Origin of the sequence: Aquisediminimonas profunda, from assembly GCF_019443285.1 — a bacterium.
GTDB lineage: Bacteria > Pseudomonadota > Alphaproteobacteria > Sphingomonadales > Sphingomonadaceae > Aquisediminimonas > Aquisediminimonas profunda.
On sequence record NZ_CP080327.1, the window covers coordinates 2,271,768 to 2,288,022 of the forward strand.

The window sequence follows — 16,255 nt, forward strand, 5'->3', positions numbered from 1 at the left end:
GTTTTCAGGGAGCACGATGGAGGGCTGAAACAATGTGGCGTTATGTTGCGGGAGCTATGGCGGCCTTGCTGCTGACCATTGCCGGGATGCTGTTCTGGTCGAGCCAGGCCGGCACAAAGAGCCTGTTGGGCGCCCCACCTGCTGCCCAAAACGAGCCGCTTGGTGCTGTCGATGTTGGCGCGCCTCTCGAAGCGAGCGAAAGGACCCGCGAGCAGAGACGCTTTTCGCGGTATGATGCAGATGAAAATGGCGCTGTCAGCCGGGAAGAGTATTTTCAGTCCCGCAGAAAGTCATATGCGCGCCTCGATCTGGACGGCGATGGCAAACTTTCGTTTGAAGAATATGCGGCAAAGGCTGTGAAAAAATTTGCCAGTGCCGATCGCGACAAAACGGGCGCGCTGACACCTGCCGAATTCCTGGCGACGCGCGTCGCACGCAAGCCGGGAGTGAAAGGAAACTGTCCGCCGCCACCCCTCCGCGCGAATACAGGAGGCGGGGAGGATGAGTCTTAGGTCTTGAGCCATGTTGCAAGATCCGACTTTGCGCGGTCCGTGTAACCGCGCTTGCGATCTGCTTTTCTGACTTTTTCCGGCAAAGGCGGGAAAAGACCAAAATTCACATTCATTGGCTGATATGTGGTGGCATCGCCGCCGGCGGTTATGTGATTGAGCAACGCACCAAGGGCTGTCGTCGAAGGAGGCGGCGCCATCTCGCGCCCGGCCAGTTCGGCCGCAAGAAATCTCCCCGCAAGAAGGCCGACCGCGGCGCTTTCGATATAGCCTTCACACCCGGTGATCTGCCCGGCAAAGCGGATATTGGGGCGTGACTTCAGTCGGAGCGACGTGTCAAGCAGTTTGGGCGACTTGATAAAGGTATTGCGGTGTAGGCCTCCGAGCCGAGCAAACTCGGCTTTTTCCAGGCCCGGTATCATGCGGAACACGCGCACCTGCTCGGCATGTTTCAGCTTGGTCTGGAAACCGACCATGTTCCACAGCGTGCCCAACGCATTGTCCTGCCGCAATTGCACGACGGCGTAAGGCCAGCGCCCCGTCTTTGGATTGTCCAGGCCAACAGGCTTCATTGGGCCATGCCGCAAGGTCTCGAGCCCGCGTGACGCCATGACTTCAATGGGCATGCAGCCGTCAAAATAGGGCGTGTTCGCTTCCCATTCCTTGAACTCAGTCTTTTCTCCGGTGAGCAAGGCGTCGACAAATTTCAGGTACTGTTCCTTGTCCATCGGGCAATTGATATAGTCTTTGGTGTCGCCCTTGTCCCAGCGAGAGGCCATCCAGGCGACGTCCATGTCTATCGTTTCGTGATAGACAATTGGAGCCAGAGCATCGAAAAAAGCGAGAGCTTCCTCACCGGTTTCGGCACCGACCGCCTCCGCCAAGGCCGCGGCGGTGAGAGGGCCAGTGGCAATGATGGCGGGACCATCGGGCAAAGTATCGACGCGTTCGCGGACAAGCGTGATGTTTGGATGACCTGAGATCGCTTCGGTCACGCCAGCAGCATAGCCGTCCCGGTCAACCGCAAGGGCTGAGCCAGCCGGGACGCGATGCTTGTCCGCTTCACGCAGGATAAGCGAGCCCATCGACCGCATTTCGGCATGCAACAGGCCCACTGCATTGCTTGTGTCATCGTCGGAGCGGAAGGAGTTTGAGCACACGAGTTCAGCCAGTTGTTCGGTCTTGTGTGCGGCGGTTGGTTCTAATCCGCGCATTTCCGAGAGCCGGACCGTGATTCCCGCTTCGGCAAGCTGCCAGGCTGCTTCCGATCCGGCCAAGCCGCCTCCGATGATATGGACTTGGTATGTCATGATCATTGCCGCTATGGCGTTTCGATGAAAAAGGCGAGGGGGGAGATGACATGATGCAGGGCAGAGGGCTGGCGCGCATCGTTCTGATTGCCGCTGTGATTGCCGGTGCCAGCTATCTCTATGTCGTTGCGAACCATGTGTCCGGTCCACTTGCAGTTACATGGAAAGGCGCTGGCGTTGCCCTGCTGGCTGTCTATGCAGCGCTTCTGGCGCGCAATGCCGATGGCTGGCTCATTGCGCTGGTCATGGCCTTTGGAGCCATCGGTGACGTCCTGCTGGATGCACAAGGCCTGCTCGAAGGGGCAGTAGCATTTCTGGTCGGGCACATTGTCGCCATCATATTGTATCTCCGAAACCGGCGCAGCATACTTGCGCTCAGCCAGAAATGGCTGGCCACGCTAGTTCTTCCGCTGGCTGTACTCACTGCGGTCTGGTCTGTTCCAATCGAGAGTAGACCCATAGTCGGCATTTACACCGGTTTCGTTGCGGCAATGGCAGCAGCGGCGTGGATCAGCCGCTTTCCAAGGTATCGCACTGGTATCGGCGCGATGATGTTCGTCGCATCCGACTTGCTGATATTCGCACGGATGGGGCCGTTGGCAGGCGAGGCCTGGGTAAGCTTCGCGATCTGGGGGCTCTATTTCGGCGGTCAGCTGCTGATCGTATTGGGCGTGACGCAGACACTCGCGAACGAAGACCCTGCGAGGCTTAGCGCGCGTCCAGATTGCGGGTACTGATGACCGCGCCGATCGGCAGGACGCCATAGACATGCGGAAAAAGCGCACCGCCTCGTGACACTTCCCATCGGACCGTTTCACCAAGCATGGACAAGTCGACCTCTGCAATAACGAGGCCGAACTGCCCGGCAAAATGCTTGTCCAGCGTGCCCTGAACCTGATCGGCGGCAGACAGGTGAATATATCCGTCCGCAAGATCCACCGGCGCCCCCTGGAACAGGCAGTCAGCTTGAAACTGCGCCCATTGGGAAGCCGTCAGGATCTTGAAGGCGGTTTGAGTCACGCGTCTGGCGTTTCGTCGTCGCTTTCGCTTTCCTCGATGAGTGCGGCACTGACGACATGTTCATCATTGGCCACGTCGAAGAGTTTCACGCCTGCAGTATTGCGGCCGATCACGCGCATGCCTTCGACTTCCATCCGGATCATCTTTGCCTGATCGGTGACCAGCATCAGTTGCTCGCCATTCTTGGCCGGGAAGCTTGCAACAACCGGTCCGTTGCGAGCAATGTTGTCGATATTGGTAATCCCTTGGCCACCCCGATTGGTGCGCCGATATTCATAGGCCGAGGACCGCTTTCCGTAGCCGTTGGCGCAGACCGTCATGATGAACTGTTCGCGTTCCTGCAATTCCGCCATCCGTTCTGCCGAGAGGGTCGGGGCGTTCTCATTGTCTTTCCACGGTGCAGCGCGCAAATAAGCCTCGCGTTCGTCCTGAGTGGCCCCCGAACGACGCAGGATGGACAGCGAAATCACTTCGTCATTCCCCTTCAATGTCATGCCACGCACGCCCGTTGACGTCCGGCTCTGGAATTCGCGAACATCCGTGCCTTCAAAGCGGATTGCCTTGCCTGCCCGAGTAGCGAGCAACACGTCGTCACCCTCAGACAAGAGCGCAACACCAATCAAACGATCGGCACTGTCCTCATCGAAGCGCATGGCGATCTTGCCATTCGATGGCACGTTTGTGAATGCATCCATGCTGTTGCGCCGGACTGTTCCCTTGGCCGTTGCGAACATGACGTGGAGCTTGCCCCATTCGGCTTCATCTTCCGGCAACGGAAGCACTGTGGAAATTGTTTCTCCGGGGGCCAGGGGCAGCAGATTGATCATCGGTCGACCGCGGGTGTTGGGTCCGCCCTCGGGCAAACGCCATACCTTCAGGCGATAGACCTTGCCTGCAGTGGAGAAGAAAAGAACCGGCGTATGCGTGGATGTCACGAACAGTTCTGTGACGACATCCTCGTCCTTCGTGGCCATGGCCGCCCGACCCTTGCCGCCTCGCCGCTGTGCGCGGAACGTATCGAGGGTCGTCCGCTTGATGTAGCCGTCCAGCGTTACCGTAACGACCATGTCCTCGCGCTCGATCAGGTCTTCATCATCGACGCCGTCGAATGCGGCCGTGATTTCCGATCGGCGCGGCGTCGAAAACTCGTCGCGAACTGCGATCAGTTCCTCGCGCATGACGTCGTAAAGCTTGGTGCGATCGGCCAGAATGCCGAGCAGGTAAGCAATGCTGTCTGAAAGTTCCTTCAGCTCCTTGCCGATTTCGTCCCGACCAAGCGCGGTCAGTCGATGCAGGCGCAGGTCGAGGATTGCGCGGACCTGGACATCAGACAGCCGGTAGGTCGACATGCCCGCCGTGTCCTGATCATCAACCGCTTCGACGAGCGCGATATAGGGCGCGATTTCGGCTACCGGCCAATCGCGCTTGCCCAGTTTCTCGCGCGCTTCGGCGGGGCTGGACGATCCGCGGATCATGCGCACGACTTCATCAAGGTTGGTGACTGCAATGACGAGTCCCAGCAAGACATGGGCCCTGTCACGCGCCTTGGCGAGTTCGAACTTGGAACGCCGCGTGATGACTTCTTCGCGAAATTTCACGAAGGCTTCAATCATGTCGCGAAGCGTGAGTACTTCAGGCCTGCCGCCCCGAATCGCGAGCATGTTGGCAGCAAAATTCGATTGGGCAGGAGTGTGCCTCCAGAGCTGGTTCAATACGACCTCTGGCGACGCATCCCGTTTGAGATCGATCACGATGCGCACCCCAAAGCGATTCGATTCGTCACGAATGTCCGAGATGCCTTCGATTTTCTTTTCCTTGGCGGCTTCGGCGATCCGTTCCACCAGCGCATTCTTGCCCTGCTGGTAAGGAATTTCCGTGAGCACGATGCTCCGCCTGTCACCGCGGCCTTCTTCGATGACATGGCGGCAACGCATGACAATCGAGCCCTTGCCGGTCGTATAGGCCGACCGGGCGCCGTGGAGGCCCAGAATCAAGGCGCCCGTCGGGAAGTCTGGCGCGGGAACGATGTCCATCAGCTCCTCGGCAGTGATGGCGCCATTGTCGATATAGGCAATGGCTGCATTGACCACTTCGCCGAGGTTGTGAGGCGGAATATTTGTCGCCATGCCGACGGCAATGCCGCCTGCGCCGTTGACAAGGAGATTGGGGAAGCGCGCGGGAAGGACCTGTGGCTCATGCTCCGACGCATCATAGTTCGGCTGGAAGTCGACTGTGTCCTTCTCGATATCGTCGAGCAGCGCATTGGCGACTTTTGCAAGCCGTGCTTCGGTATAGCGCTGCGCCGCCGGCGGATCGGGATCCATCGACCCGAAGTTGCCTTGCCCATCGATAAGGGGCAGGCGCATCGCCCAATCCTGTGTCAGTCGCGCAAGGGCATCGTAGATCGCCTGGTCGCCGTGGGGATGATACTTGCCCATCGTATCCCCGACGATACGTGCGCTCTTCTTATAAGCCTTATTCCAGACATAACCGCTTTCATGGGCCGACCACAAAATCCGGCGATGCACGGGCTTCAGGCCGTCGCGGACGTCGGGCAGTGCACGCGAAACGATGACGGACATCGCATAGTCGAGGTAGCTCGACTTCATCTCATCAACAATGTTGATCGGGCTGATATCCGAAGGGTCGGCGAGGACTGTCTCGTCGTTGCTCAATGTCTGTCTTTCTGCTGAGATTCGCTCTTTAAGGGCCTAGCTGACGGTGCGCAAAAAGACCAGCCCCAAGGGGCGATTTACCGGTTCAATCGTCGTTCATGCGCAGCGGGCCAAATGCCGCCCGTTCGTTCCAGTCTTGTGCGCCCGCGTGAGTGGGACTAGCGAGACGCGGAGAGTCTCGGGCCGGGAGGCCTGCTTGCAGGAGGATGACTGTATGAAAATGGTTTCTAAGGCTTCGCTTGGCGTCGCACTGGCTTTGGGCATGATCGCAACGGGCGTTGCAACGCCAGCTTTGGCCAAGAAGGAAGAAAAGGCACCCGCACAATATGCACCGCAGCTGAGCAAGGAATTCCGTGCTGCCATTGGTGCTGCACAGGTGGCTGCAAAGGCGGGCAATGCTGCAGATGCGTCCGCGAAACTGGCTGCTGCCGAAGCCCTTGCGACCCAGCCTGACGAGAAATTCTACGTCGGCGCCATTGCCTATGACGTCTACAAGCTGACCAAGGATCCGGCGGCCGGTCGCAAGGCGATCAACCAGATGATCAATGCCAATTCCAAAATGGCGACCAACCTTGCAGAACTCAACTTCGTCTCGGGCAACATGGCTTATGAAGCAGGCGATTACCCAGATGCCATCGCTAAACTGACTGAGGCAGATCGCCTTGGATCCAAAAGTGTTGACCGGTTGCTGAGGCTCGCGGAAGCGCATTTCAAGCTGAACCAACAGGCGCAGGGTCTGACGTTTGTGGAACGGGCGGTCGCTGAATCGAATGCAGCCGGGCAGAAGGCGCCTGAGTCGTGGTATGCACGTGCCGCATCCGTTGCCTACAAGGCAAAGCTCAACGCTGAAGTCGCCAAATGGACGAGCGCACAGGTACGCGCTTATCCGACTCCGGAAAATTGGCGTAGCGCCCTGGTGACCTATCGTGACGGCGCACATCTGGATGGCCAGCCTTCGCTTGACCTGTTTCGTTTGATGCGGCTGACCAAGGCCCTCGCGGGTGAGCGTGACTTCTTCGAATATGCCTCGCTCGCCATTGATCGCGCGCTACCGGGTGAAGCCAAGTCCACAATCGAGGAAGGATTTGCAACCGGCGTGGTCAGCAAGACGAGTCGTGCTGTGAATGAAGTCCTGACGCTTGCGACCAACAAGATCCCGGCTGACCGTGCATCCATTGCTACAAGCGAAAAACTCGCGAATGCTCCAGGTGCTACAGGCAAGCCAGCTGCCGGAGCCGGCGATGCCTATCTCGGCTATGGCGAGGACGCGAAGGCGATTACTTACTACAAGATGGCACTGCAAAAAGGTGGTGTCGATTTGGATCAGGTCAACACGCGTCTGGGCATTGCACTTGCCCGTTCCGGCCAGAAGGATGAAGCGCGAAAATATCTTTCGGCAGTGACAGGACCGCGCGCTGATATCGCCAAATACTGGATGCTCTATCTGGATCTTCAGCCCTAAGCCCATATCTTTTGGCATGTGGCCAAAAGAAATGGCGATCAAGGGCGGATCCCTTGCCGAGCAAACAATGAGCCCTCGAGGTTTCAATCTCGAGGGCTTTTTGCGTCCTCGTGTCGCAATTCAGGTCAGGCTCCAGCGATGGCTTGTGCGTCTCAACGGGCCTGACTATAGGCGCGCAGAACCGGCGCCGAGCGGGTTGCCCGGTGTGTGAGAGGAATGAGCGTAGCATGACGTCAGCACTCAACGAACCGGCCGATGGCCGATCGGATAGCGCCTCAGGTGACGGACAAGATGGGCCGGATTATCGGCCGAGCGATGCAGAGCCCTTCATGAATCCGGCTCAGCTTGAATATTTTCGCAAGAAGCTTCTGGCTTGGAAAGAGGAGATTCTCCGCGAATCGAATGACACGCTCAAGACACTCCAGAACGAATCGCTGAGAGAACCCGATGTCACCGATAGGGCATCAAGCGAGACAGACTGGTCCCTTGAACTCAGAACCCGTGATCGTCAGCGCAAGCTCATTGCGAAGATCGATGCCGCACTGCGCAGAATCGACGATGGCGAATATGGTTATTGTGAAGTCACAGGTGAACCGATTTCGCTCGCTCGGCTAGAGGCGCGACCAATCGCGACGATGACGATCGAAGCTCAGGAGCGCCACGAACGGAACGAGAAAATTTCCCGCGACGAATAGCTTTGGCATCAACCGGGATTTTGATCCGGGTGTTCAGCCTTATTCTTTTCCTCTCGTTTCCGATCCTTTTGCTGCCGCTCTTCCTGCTTGCGGATTTCACGGCCTCGATTGCGATCAGCTTCGGCCTGGCTGGTTGTGGTTGCATCGACAAATGCGCCTGCTGCCTTGATCGGCGCAGCCACAACGGTTTTGACGACGCTGCCGACGCATCCGGCCAAGAGCATTGCCCCTGAAAGGCACACCAACAAACGCAATTTCATGACGTTACTCCACTTGGGCATACAGTCTAGCGTGGCCTTGCCGAGGAGCAACTGTCGCCCATTCGGCTGATCATGCTTGACGCCCGCCATGTCGCGCTCCTAAGGGGCCAATTCCTTGATCAAGAGCGGCTGAATGGCCGTTGTGGCGATCGTAGCTCAGTTGGTTAGAGCGCCGGTTTGTGGTACCGGAGGTCGCGGGTTCGGATCCCGTCGATCGCCCCATTTCCCCTTGAGAAACGCGAATTGAAACATTATTGCGCTGTCTCGAAATTATCGAACGTGCAATGGAGCCGAATGATGACCTCACCCTGGGACATGCCCGATTTTGATGATCATGAAGCGTTGCACCTGATACGCGATGCGAAGGCCGGCCTTTCGGCAATCATTGCAATTCACTCGACACATCTCGGGCCTGCAGGCGGCGGCACCCGATTTTGGCACTACTTAAACAATGCGGCAGCAATCACCGATGCGCTCCGTCTTTCTCGCGGCATGAGCTATAAGAATGCCATGGCGGGATTGGCCATGGGCGGGGGCAAGGCTGTCATCCTCTCCGATGCAGCAGGCACAAAGACTCCGGAATTGATTGCAGCTTTTGCGAAAGCGGTCGATTCTCTGGGCGGTCGATATGTTACTGCACAGGATGTGGGGATGAGCGCGGCTGACATGATCGCGATTTCGCAAGGAACGCGCTACGTCTCCGGTTTGCCGCCAAAAGATGGTGGAGCAGGTGGAGATCCAGGGCCAAGTACGGCAATGGGCGTCTTTCTTGGTATCAAGGCGGCAGTCAGGCGAGCCCTTGGTAAGGAGGATCTTGCCGGCGTGCACATTGCGATTCAGGGCGTGGGCAGCGTCGGTGGCGGCGTAGCCCGCCATGCTGCAGCAGCCGGAGCCCGCATCACGCTTGCCGACAGGAATGGCGAACTGGCGAGGAAGCTGGCTGATGACATCGGCGCGCAAATTGTGCCGGTTGACGAGATCATGAGCGTCGAGTCTGACGTTTTCAGTCCATGTGCCTTGGGCGCCATCCTGACCGAAAGCAGCATAGCAGCGCTGCGAACGGCAATTGTTGCCGGTGGCGCGAACAACCAACTCGCAACGCAGGCGGATGGCGATCGGCTTCAGGCGCGCGGCATCCTCTACGCTCCTGACTATGTCATCAATGCCGGCGGTATCATCAATGTTGCCCTGGAGTACCTTGGCAACGGTGATCGGGCGGCAGTGAACGCAAAGGTTTTGCAGATTCCCGACAGGCTCAATGCAGTTTGGGATGGTAGCGAAGCCAGTGGCCAAAACCCGGCACGGGTTGCGGACGCCATGGCGCAAAGGCTGATCGGGCGAGGCTGACCAATCTCCCTTTCCGCGAACGTTTTCATGGTTTAGAGGACGTCGCGATGCATGCCTTTGCCAACCCAGCACGATTTCTGAAGATTGCGCGTCCGATGACACCTGTTTTTGGGTGGCTTGGGGCAGCTCTTATTCTTGCCGGGGTTTATGCCGGCCTTTTTGTGACCCCCCCTGACTACCTACAGGGTGAAACCGTTCGCATCATGTACATTCACGTGCCTGCTGCATGGCTTGGCATGGCAGGCTGGAGCGGCATTGCCATTGCCAGCATTACGCAACTCGTGTGGCGGCACCCGCTGGCAGGAGTCGCGGCGCGCGCTATTGCAGTGCCGGGAGCCTTGTTTACGGCGCTATGCCTGATGACCGGTTCCCTTTGGGGACGGCCAGCCTGGGGAACCTGGTGGGAATGGGACGGGCGCATGACATCAATGCTGGTCCTGTTGTTCTTGTATTTCGGCTATATCTCGCTTGCCAACGCGAGCGAGGACCGGACGTCTGTCAGCCGCGTGACTGCAATTTTCGGGATCGTCGGAGCGATCAACATTCCGATTATTAATCGTTCAGTCGTCTGGTGGAAGTCCCTCCATCAGGGGCCAAGCATCACGTTGAAAGGGTCAACAATCGCGCCCGAACTACTTTGGCCGCTAGGCTTGACGACCCTCGGCTTTTCGCTGCTGTTTAGCGCTATCGTATTGATGCGGATGCGCGCGAATCTCGCTGAAGCCAAGGTCGAGGCGCGATTGCGGAGGCTTGCGTCGGCATGAACCCTTGGCCGTTCATCATTGCAGCCTATGGCCTGACCGGCATTGGAACCCTGCTCGTTGTCGGGTTGAGCTTTGCCGCAATGCGCCGCGCCGAAAAGAAGGTCGACGATCTGTGAAGCCGAAGCACCAAAGATTGACTCTTGCTGTTGCTGCGCTCGCGACCGTCATCGGAGCGGGACTCCTGGCAGTTTCGGCATTGAGTGATCGCGCTGCCTATTTCTATTCCCCAGCCGATCTGGCGAAGGCCAAACCCGCGCCCGATGCGGCCATTCGCTTGGGTGGGATGGTCGCTGACAAGTCTATTGTCCACGAAGCCGATGGCGTGACAATTCGTTTCGTTGTTGAGGACGGCGCATTCAAGACGCCGGTGCAGTTCAAGGGTATTGTGCCCGATCTGTTCAAGGAAAAATCCGGGGTTGTTGCGGAGGGAAAGCTCGGCGCGGACGGCGTTTTCGTTGCGACCAACATCCTTGCCAAACATGACGAGAATTACAAACCGCCCCAGATGGCAGGTTCAGAGCACAAGACAGAGTCACTCGCGCGATGATTGCTGAAGCCGGGCTTGGACTCCTCTGGATCGCTGCGGCACTCGCGATCATGCAACTCGGGCTGGGTTGGGTGGCTGTTGCACGTGGTCGGGACGAGCAGATTTCAGGTGTTCGCGCGATTGCGGTGGCGCAAGGCATTCTTGTTACCCTGTCCTTCCTGGCCTTGATCCTGTTGTTCCTGCGGTCGGACATGTCGGTGGCACTGGTTGCCGCGAACAGCCATTCGGCGAAGCCATGGCTTTACAAGTTTGCTGGAACCTGGGGCAATCATGAAGGCTCGATGCTCTTGTGGGTGACCATTCTCGGCGCGGCCGGTTCGGCGGTCGCCCTGTTCGAACGCAGTCTCAAGGCCTCGACGCTCATTGCAACGCTCGCGGCACAAGCGGCACTCAGCATTGGCTTTTATGCCTTTCTCCTTTTCTCGTCGAATCCGTTCACGCGCCTTGTTCCGGCACCGGCAGACGGGCAGGGGCTCAATCCACTGCTGCAGGACCCCGGCCTCGCCTTCCATCCGCCGACACTCTATTTCGGCTATGTCGGCATGTCGGTGGCCTTCAGCTTTGCCGTGGGTGCACTTGTCACACGCGATGTTGACCCTGCCTTTGCGAGAGCGATGCGTCCCTGGGTCCTGGGTGCCTGGATTTTCCTGACACTCGGGATCACCGCCGGAAGTTATTGGGCCTATTATGAACTGGGCTGGGGTGGCTGGTGGTTCTGGGATCCGGTCGAAAATGCGTCGCTGATGCCTTGGCTTGCAACCACGGCGCTTCTCCATTCTGTCACGGTACTTGCGACAAGAGACGGACTTAGGGCTTGGACGGTCATGCTGGCCGTTGTTGCCTTTTCCATGTCCATGGTTGGCACCTTTCTCGTCCGCTCCGGGATCCTGACGAGTGTTCACAGCTTCGCCGTTGATCCGACGCGTGGCAGTTTCCTGCTTGCTTTGCTTGCAATCTATATCGGAGGGGCAATGACGCTGTTCGCGCTGCGGATCGGCACTGTGCGCGAAGGCAGCCAATTCGACCTTGTCAGCCGCGAAGGGGCGCTGGTTGTCAACAATCTCCTGCTCTCGGCGATACTCGGGATTGTCTTTGTCGGCACGCTTTACCCGCTTGGCGTTGAAGCCGTGACCGGGGAGAAGCTCTCTGTAGGGCCGCCCTATTTCAATGCCACGGCCGGCCCGATCACGCTGTTTCTTGTTCTTGTCATGATTGCGGGACCGCTGATGCGTTGGCGGCGGGATCGACTTGCTGTTGTCGTGCAGCGCCTCGCGATCCCGATTCTTGCAATTGCAGTTGCGCTGCTGGTGCTGGTGCTTGTTTCGCCCGACATTGGGATATTGCCCTTTATGGGCCTATTGCTCGCCGGCGGTGTCGCATTGGGCAGTTTGGCACCGCTCTGGGGCCGCAACCTTCGCCGAACCCCGCTTTTCACCTGGGGGATGGTCGTCGCACACTTCGGGGTCGCGGTCAGTCTTGCCGGCATGGCGAGCGAAACGGGTTTCATCAAGGAAGTGCTGATTGCTTCAAATGTTGGCGAAAGCCACAGGGTTGGTCCCTATGACGTGAAGTTTGCCGGGCTGGATCCAGTGGCCGGGCCGAACTGGACCGCCCTTGAAGCGACGCTTGAGGCGCGCCGCGGCAATGGCGAACCGCTCATTCTGAAGCCCCAGTCTCGCATGTTTTCCAACCCGCCGACCGAGACCAATGAAGCCGCTATCCGGACTGTTCTCGACGGCCAGCTGTATCTTGTGCTTGGCAAGCAAGAGCCTTCCGGGCGCTGGCAGCTGCGCATGTGGTGGAAGCCGTTCGTTACCCTGATCTGGCTTGGCGGCGGGATGATTGCATTCGGAGGTTTCCTTGCGCTCGTGGGGCGCTTTCGCCGGGACCGTCTATCAGGCCGGGGGAGGGCAATAGCGTGAGGCGCGCCTCTCTCTGGCTTCCTTTTGCCATTTTTGTGATCTTTTTTGGCGTTGTGACTTACGGCCTCATCAAGCCTTCGGATCATGTCATCACGTCGAAGATGATTGGCAAACCTCTCCCGCAGTTTGCGCTTCAGCCGGCGCATGACGGACAGGCCGGGCTGACGAACGGTGCTTTTTCCGGAGGTCAGCCGCGTCTGCTGAACATCTTTGCCAGCTGGTGCATTCCCTGCATTGCTGAGGCACCTGTGCTGATGCAGTTGAAGTCAATGGGGGTGGAAATCGATGCCATCGCCATCCGCGACAAGCCGGAAGATGTGGCCCGCTTCCTGGAACGAAATGGCAATCCCTACACGAGGATCGGATCGGACACAGTCGGTAAAGTCCAGATTTCGCTGGGATCGTCGGGTGTGCCCGAAACATTCGTGATCGATGGTAAAGGCATTATCCGCCATCAGCACATCGGCGATATCCGCGCAGACGATATCCCGGAAATCATGCAAGCGCTGGAGGCCGCGAAGTGAAGCGGCTCGCAATCCTCTTGGCATTTGTCTTGCCCTTGAATGGGCTTCTTGCCGACTCGTCGATGCCTGCTGCAGAATATGCCAACACCCAGCTGCAGGATCCGGCAAAGGAAAAGGCAGCCAAGGCCCTGATGGAATCAATCCGCTGCCTTGTTTGCCAGGGGCAATCGATTGCGGATTCTGATGCTGACATGGCGGGAGATATGCGCGCCTTGATCCGGCAGCGCATTGGTGCAGGCGAAAAGCCCGAAGCAGTGCGGTCCTGGCTCGTAGAGCGCTATGGAAACTGGGTGACCTATGATCCGCCAATGCGGGGTGTCGGCAGCATACTCTGGATCGCACCATTGGGCTTCCTCCTCCTTGGGCTTTTCCTGGCGCGCGGTCGATTCCGCCTGCGGAGGAAGGGTTAATGGGCTGGATCCTGTTTCTTGTCTTTGCCGGTGCGACTGGCCTCGCACTTTGGCGATCTCGCAAGCTTGACCGCAACGCACTTGAACTGACTGGTGCTGCATTGCTTCTCGCTCTTGCCGGTTATGCTTGGCAGGGGAGCCCAATGGTCCCCGGAAATCCGGTAAAGGCGGCCGATGCGGCGGATACGGGAGAAGTGCCAGCCGATCTGCGCAAGACCTTTGCGAGTAGCATGAATGCCGAAGGACAATGGCTCAGCCTTGCCGATGCCCTCATTCAAGCCGGGAGACCGCGCGCCGCCGTATCACTTCTGACAGAAGCGACGCGGAAGGCACCCGAAAATCCTGATGTGTGGGTAGGGCTGGGCAATGCGCTCGTGGTCCAGGGCGGCGGGCAGATGTCTCCAGCTGCCCAGTTCGCATTCGAACGGGCTGCGGCAATTTCGCCCAACCATCCGGGCCCGCCCTTTTTTCTGGGGCTTGGGCTTGCGCAAGCTGGCAAGCTCGATGAAGCAGGCGAAGTCTGGCGGGCTCTTCTGGCCCGCGCGCCTGCCAATGCGCCATGGAAAGCCGACCTCGAAGCGCGCCTTGCGCAGATCGACCAGCTGCCAACCAAGGCTGGCAACGCGACACCCGTGCCTTCAAATTCCGTGGCGCAATGAAACCTGTGCGGCATTGCCGGGCACCATGAGCTATGCTAGGGCGCCCCACCTTTTGCGAAAGCCGTTTGGGTTGGGGTCCTTTCACATTGAATTCCCAAGAGATTTTCAAAAATGAATAGTCCTGTCGCGTCCGACGACTCGCAGGAAGAGTCGCAAGCCCACCACGCTGGCGGGTCGCTCGCCAAGCTTGTTGTGGGCGCGGTAGGTGTGGTGTTCGGAGACATCGGCACCAGCCCGATCTATGCGTTTCGTGAAACCTTTGTTGGTCATCATCGTCTAATTGTCGATCAAGCCCATATTTATGGGGTTCTGAGCCTGATTTTCTGGTCGATGATGATTGTGGTGACGTTCAAATATGTAACGATCATCATGCGGGCCGATAACAAGGGCGAAGGCGGGAGTCTGGCGCTTCTTGCGCTGATCAACCGCCATAGCGAAGGGGCGCGCTGGTCTGCGCCAATTGTCCTGCTTGGGGTGTTTGCAACTGCGCTCTTTTACGGGGACAGCATGATCACGCCAGCGATGTCAGTTCTTTCGGCTTCGGAGGGTCTTGCCGTCGTCAATAGCGGTTTCGGGCCGTGGGTCGTGCCCTTGTCTGTTGGCATTCTGGTCGGTCTTTTCACAATCCAGTCGCGCGGAACAGCAATTGTCGGAGCGTTTTTCGGTCCAATCATGCTGCTATATTTTGGTGTGATTGCGGTTCTGGGGACGATACAGATCATTGGAAACCCTAGCATAGCATGGGCCCTCAACCCATACCATGCCGTTGCCTTTTTCCTTTATGATCCGACCCGCGCGTTTCTGGCGCTCGGTTCAGTTGTCCTCGCAATCACTGGGGCGGAAGCGCTCTATGCTGATATGGGGCATTTCGGTCGCAAGCCAATTGGTATTTCCTGGCTGTTTTTCGTGATGCCAGCCTTGATGCTCAATTATCTCGGGCAGGGTGCAATGATCGTCGCCAATCCTGCGGCGATTGTGAATCCCTTCTTCCTGCTCGCGCCCGACTCCATCAGGATTTTTCTAGTGCTTTTGGCCATGCTTGCCTCAATCATTGCAAGCCAGGCCGTCATTTCGGGAGCCTTTTCGCTCACCCAACAGGCCATCCAACTCGGCTTCATCCCGCGCATGAGAATCCTGCACACAAGCGAAAGCGCGGCAGGGCAGATCTACATTCCGTTCATCAATTGGGCCCTGATGTCCATGGTGCTGCTGCTTGTTCTGTTTTTCCGGACGTCGAGTAATCTTGGTGCGGCCTATGGGATCGCTGTGACAGGGGCCGTCTTCATCGATTCTTGCCTCTTGTCCGTCGTCCTTTTCAGTCTCTGGAAATGGAACAAGGTCCTGTCCGTTGCGGTGCTTGCAATATTCTTCACGGTCGACACGGCGTACCTCGCATCCAACCTGACAAAGATTCCGGATGGTGGCTGGTTCCCGCTGTTGATTGGCCTCATTATCTTCACATTGCTGACCACATGGGCCCGCGGACGCAAGCTGATGATGGAGCGGCTTCGCGAAGCTGCCATGCCAATCAAGGTTTTTATCAATTCTGCTGCGACGTCAGCCGCACGAGTCCCCGGGACGGCTGTCTTCATGACGTCAGCGGCCGAGGGCGTCCCGCACGCATTGCTGCACAATCTGAAGCACAACAAGGTGCTGCATGAGCGCGTGATCCTGCTGACTGTGAAGATCCCGGACGTGCCTTTTGTCGATCCGGACAATCGGTGCAAGATGGAAGATCTGGGGCAGGGTTTCCATCGGCTTGTCCTCAAATACGGATTTATGGAAGAGCCTGACGTGCCCGCCGCTTTGGGTTCAATCACCAATTGCGGACCGGCCTTCAAGATGATGGACACAAGCTTCTTCCTCGCGCGGCAGACGCTGTTGGCGTCTTCGCGGCCGGGTATGGCGATCTGGCGCGAAAAGCTGTTCTCCTGGATGTTGAGGAACGCGGAAAGCGCCATGGAATTCTTCCGCCTGCCGACGAATCGTGTCGTTGAACTCGGCAGTCAGGTTGAGATTTGAGTCGGTTGACGGGTATTGCGCCTCTGCTATAGGCGCGCTTCCCGGAAAGGGCGGAGTAGCTCAGCTGGTTAGAGCAGCGGAATCATAATCCGCGTGTCGGGGGTTCGAGTCCCTCCTCCGCTACCATTC

At 58.0% G+C, this 16,255-nt stretch carries 16 protein-coding genes and 2 tRNA genes; 14 read left to right on the top strand and 4 right to left on the bottom strand.

Annotated elements, in window-relative coordinates:
- Positions 1 to 32: 32 nt before the first annotated feature.
- A complete protein-coding gene (locus K0O24_RS11345) occupies positions 33 to 512 on the top strand; it encodes a histidine kinase (protein WP_219892861.1) in 480 nt (159 codons plus the stop codon).
- Here K0O24_RS11345 and trmFO read toward each other — a convergent pair.
- Positions 509 to 1,819 carry a methylenetetrahydrofolate--tRNA-(uracil(54)-C(5))-methyltransferase (FADH(2)-oxidizing) TrmFO gene (gene trmFO, locus K0O24_RS11350; RefSeq protein WP_219892862.1) on the bottom strand — a complete coding sequence of 437 codons (1,311 nt, stop codon included), beginning with the start codon at positions 1,817 to 1,819 and terminating at the stop codon, positions 509 to 511. The two genes, K0O24_RS11345 and trmFO, sit on opposite strands and share 4 nt — an antisense overlap.
- Before the next feature lie 50 nt (positions 1,820 to 1,869).
- On the opposite strand from trmFO, the gene K0O24_RS11355 reads away from it, so the two are divergent.
- Positions 1,870 to 2,556, top strand: a complete 687-nt coding sequence (locus K0O24_RS11355; protein WP_219892863.1) for a lysoplasmalogenase — start codon at positions 1,870 to 1,872, stop codon at positions 2,554 to 2,556.
- Here the strand turns inward: K0O24_RS11355 and K0O24_RS11360 are convergent.
- A complete protein-coding gene (locus K0O24_RS11360; RefSeq protein ID WP_219892864.1) occupies positions 2,528 to 2,839 on the bottom strand; it encodes a DUF952 domain-containing protein in 312 nt (103 codons plus the stop codon). The two genes, K0O24_RS11355 and K0O24_RS11360, sit on opposite strands and share 29 nt — an antisense overlap.
- Positions 2,836 to 5,514, bottom strand: coding sequence for a DNA gyrase subunit A (gyrA, locus tag K0O24_RS11365; RefSeq protein ID WP_281421653.1), 2,679 nt, complete (start codon positions 5,512 to 5,514; stop codon positions 2,836 to 2,838). Before gyrA ends, K0O24_RS11360 begins: the two co-directional genes overlap by 4 nt.
- 214 nt (positions 5,515 to 5,728) lie before the next feature.
- Between gyrA and K0O24_RS11370 the strand changes: the two genes are divergently transcribed.
- Both K0O24_RS11370 and dksA read left to right on the top strand, forming a co-directional pair.
- Positions 5,729 to 6,976, top strand: coding sequence for a tetratricopeptide repeat protein (locus tag K0O24_RS11370; RefSeq protein WP_219892865.1), 1,248 nt, complete (start codon positions 5,729 to 5,731; stop codon positions 6,974 to 6,976).
- Positions 6,977 to 7,203: 227 nt separating this feature from the next.
- The gene (gene dksA, locus K0O24_RS11375) at positions 7,204 to 7,671 is read left to right on the top strand and encodes an RNA polymerase-binding protein DksA (protein ID WP_219892866.1); all 468 of its coding nucleotides are present in this window, start codon (positions 7,204 to 7,206) and stop codon (positions 7,669 to 7,671) included.
- Between the two features lie 8 nt (positions 7,672 to 7,679).
- Here the strand turns inward: dksA and K0O24_RS11380 are convergent, their stop codons facing one another.
- Positions 7,680 to 8,021, bottom strand: a complete 342-nt coding sequence (locus K0O24_RS11380; protein ID WP_246610969.1) for a hypothetical protein — start codon at positions 8,019 to 8,021, stop codon at positions 7,680 to 7,682.
- 55 nt (positions 8,022 to 8,076) lie between these two features.
- Here K0O24_RS11380 and K0O24_RS11385 point away from each other — a divergent pair.
- From K0O24_RS11385 to K0O24_RS11430, 10 genes are all read left to right on the top strand, one after another.
- Positions 8,077 to 8,153, top strand: a tRNA-His gene (locus K0O24_RS11385).
- 75 nt (positions 8,154 to 8,228) lie between these two features.
- Complete coding sequence (locus K0O24_RS11390; protein ID WP_219895603.1) at positions 8,229 to 9,278, top strand: Leu/Phe/Val dehydrogenase; 1,050 nt, start codon at positions 8,229 to 8,231, stop codon at positions 9,276 to 9,278.
- Between the two features lie 47 nt (positions 9,279 to 9,325).
- Positions 9,326 to 10,042, top strand: coding sequence for a heme ABC transporter permease CcmC (gene ccmC / locus K0O24_RS11395; protein ID WP_219892867.1), 717 nt, complete (start codon positions 9,326 to 9,328; stop codon positions 10,040 to 10,042).
- Between the two features lie 112 nt (positions 10,043 to 10,154).
- Entirely contained in the window at positions 10,155 to 10,589 is a 435-nt protein-coding gene (ccmE, locus tag K0O24_RS11400) for a cytochrome c maturation protein CcmE (RefSeq protein WP_219892868.1), read from the top strand.
- Positions 10,586 to 12,511, top strand: a complete 1,926-nt coding sequence (locus tag K0O24_RS11405; RefSeq protein WP_219892869.1) for a heme lyase CcmF/NrfE family subunit — start codon at positions 10,586 to 10,588, stop codon at positions 12,509 to 12,511. The genes ccmE and K0O24_RS11405 overlap by 4 nt, the downstream gene beginning before the upstream one ends.
- Complete coding sequence (locus K0O24_RS11410) at positions 12,508 to 13,035, top strand: DsbE family thiol:disulfide interchange protein (protein WP_219892870.1); 528 nt, start codon at positions 12,508 to 12,510, stop codon at positions 13,033 to 13,035. The genes K0O24_RS11405 and K0O24_RS11410 overlap by 4 nt, the downstream gene beginning before the upstream one ends.
- Complete coding sequence (locus tag K0O24_RS11415; RefSeq protein WP_246610970.1) at positions 13,032 to 13,445, top strand: cytochrome c-type biogenesis protein; 414 nt, start codon at positions 13,032 to 13,034, stop codon at positions 13,443 to 13,445. Before K0O24_RS11410 ends, K0O24_RS11415 begins: the two co-directional genes overlap by 4 nt.
- A complete protein-coding gene (locus K0O24_RS11420; protein WP_219892871.1) occupies positions 13,445 to 14,104 on the top strand; it encodes a tetratricopeptide repeat protein in 660 nt (219 codons plus the stop codon). The genes K0O24_RS11415 and K0O24_RS11420 overlap by 1 nt, the downstream gene beginning before the upstream one ends.
- Before the next feature lie 111 nt (positions 14,105 to 14,215).
- Positions 14,216 to 16,126: a potassium transporter Kup gene (locus K0O24_RS11425; protein ID WP_219892872.1), complete on the top strand. Its 1,911-nt coding sequence runs from the start codon at positions 14,216 to 14,218 to the stop codon at positions 16,124 to 16,126.
- A gap of 49 nt (positions 16,127 to 16,175) precedes the next feature.
- Positions 16,176 to 16,252, top strand: a tRNA-Met gene (locus K0O24_RS11430).
- Positions 16,253 to 16,255 lie beyond the last annotated feature (3 nt).

Coding starts and splice junctions, on each gene's coding strand:
- K0O24_RS11390 (WP_219895603.1), top strand. CDS start 8,229: ATGACCTCACCCTGGGACATGCCCGATTTTGATGATCATGAAGCGTTG.
- K0O24_RS11355 (WP_219892863.1), top strand. CDS start 1,870: ATGATGCAGGGCAGAGGGCTGGCGCGCATCGTTCTGATTGCCGCTGTG.
- dksA (WP_219892866.1), top strand. CDS start 7,204: ATGACGTCAGCACTCAACGAACCGGCCGATGGCCGATCGGATAGCGCC.
- trmFO (WP_219892862.1), bottom strand. CDS start 1,819: ATGACATACCAAGTCCATATCATCGGAGGCGGCTTGGCCGGATCGGAA.
- K0O24_RS11380 (WP_246610969.1), bottom strand. CDS start 8,021: ATGGCGGGCGTCAAGCATGATCAGCCGAATGGGCGACAGTTGCTCCTC.
- K0O24_RS11420 (WP_219892871.1), top strand. CDS start 13,445: ATGGGCTGGATCCTGTTTCTTGTCTTTGCCGGTGCGACTGGCCTCGCA.
- K0O24_RS11425 (WP_219892872.1), top strand. CDS start 14,216: ATGAATAGTCCTGTCGCGTCCGACGACTCGCAGGAAGAGTCGCAAGCC.
- K0O24_RS11345 (WP_219892861.1), top strand. CDS start 33: ATGTGGCGTTATGTTGCGGGAGCTATGGCGGCCTTGCTGCTGACCATT.
- K0O24_RS11370 (WP_219892865.1), top strand. CDS start 5,729: ATGAAAATGGTTTCTAAGGCTTCGCTTGGCGTCGCACTGGCTTTGGGC.
- ccmC (WP_219892867.1), top strand. CDS start 9,326: ATGCATGCCTTTGCCAACCCAGCACGATTTCTGAAGATTGCGCGTCCG.
- K0O24_RS11405 (WP_219892869.1), top strand. CDS start 10,586: ATGATTGCTGAAGCCGGGCTTGGACTCCTCTGGATCGCTGCGGCACTC.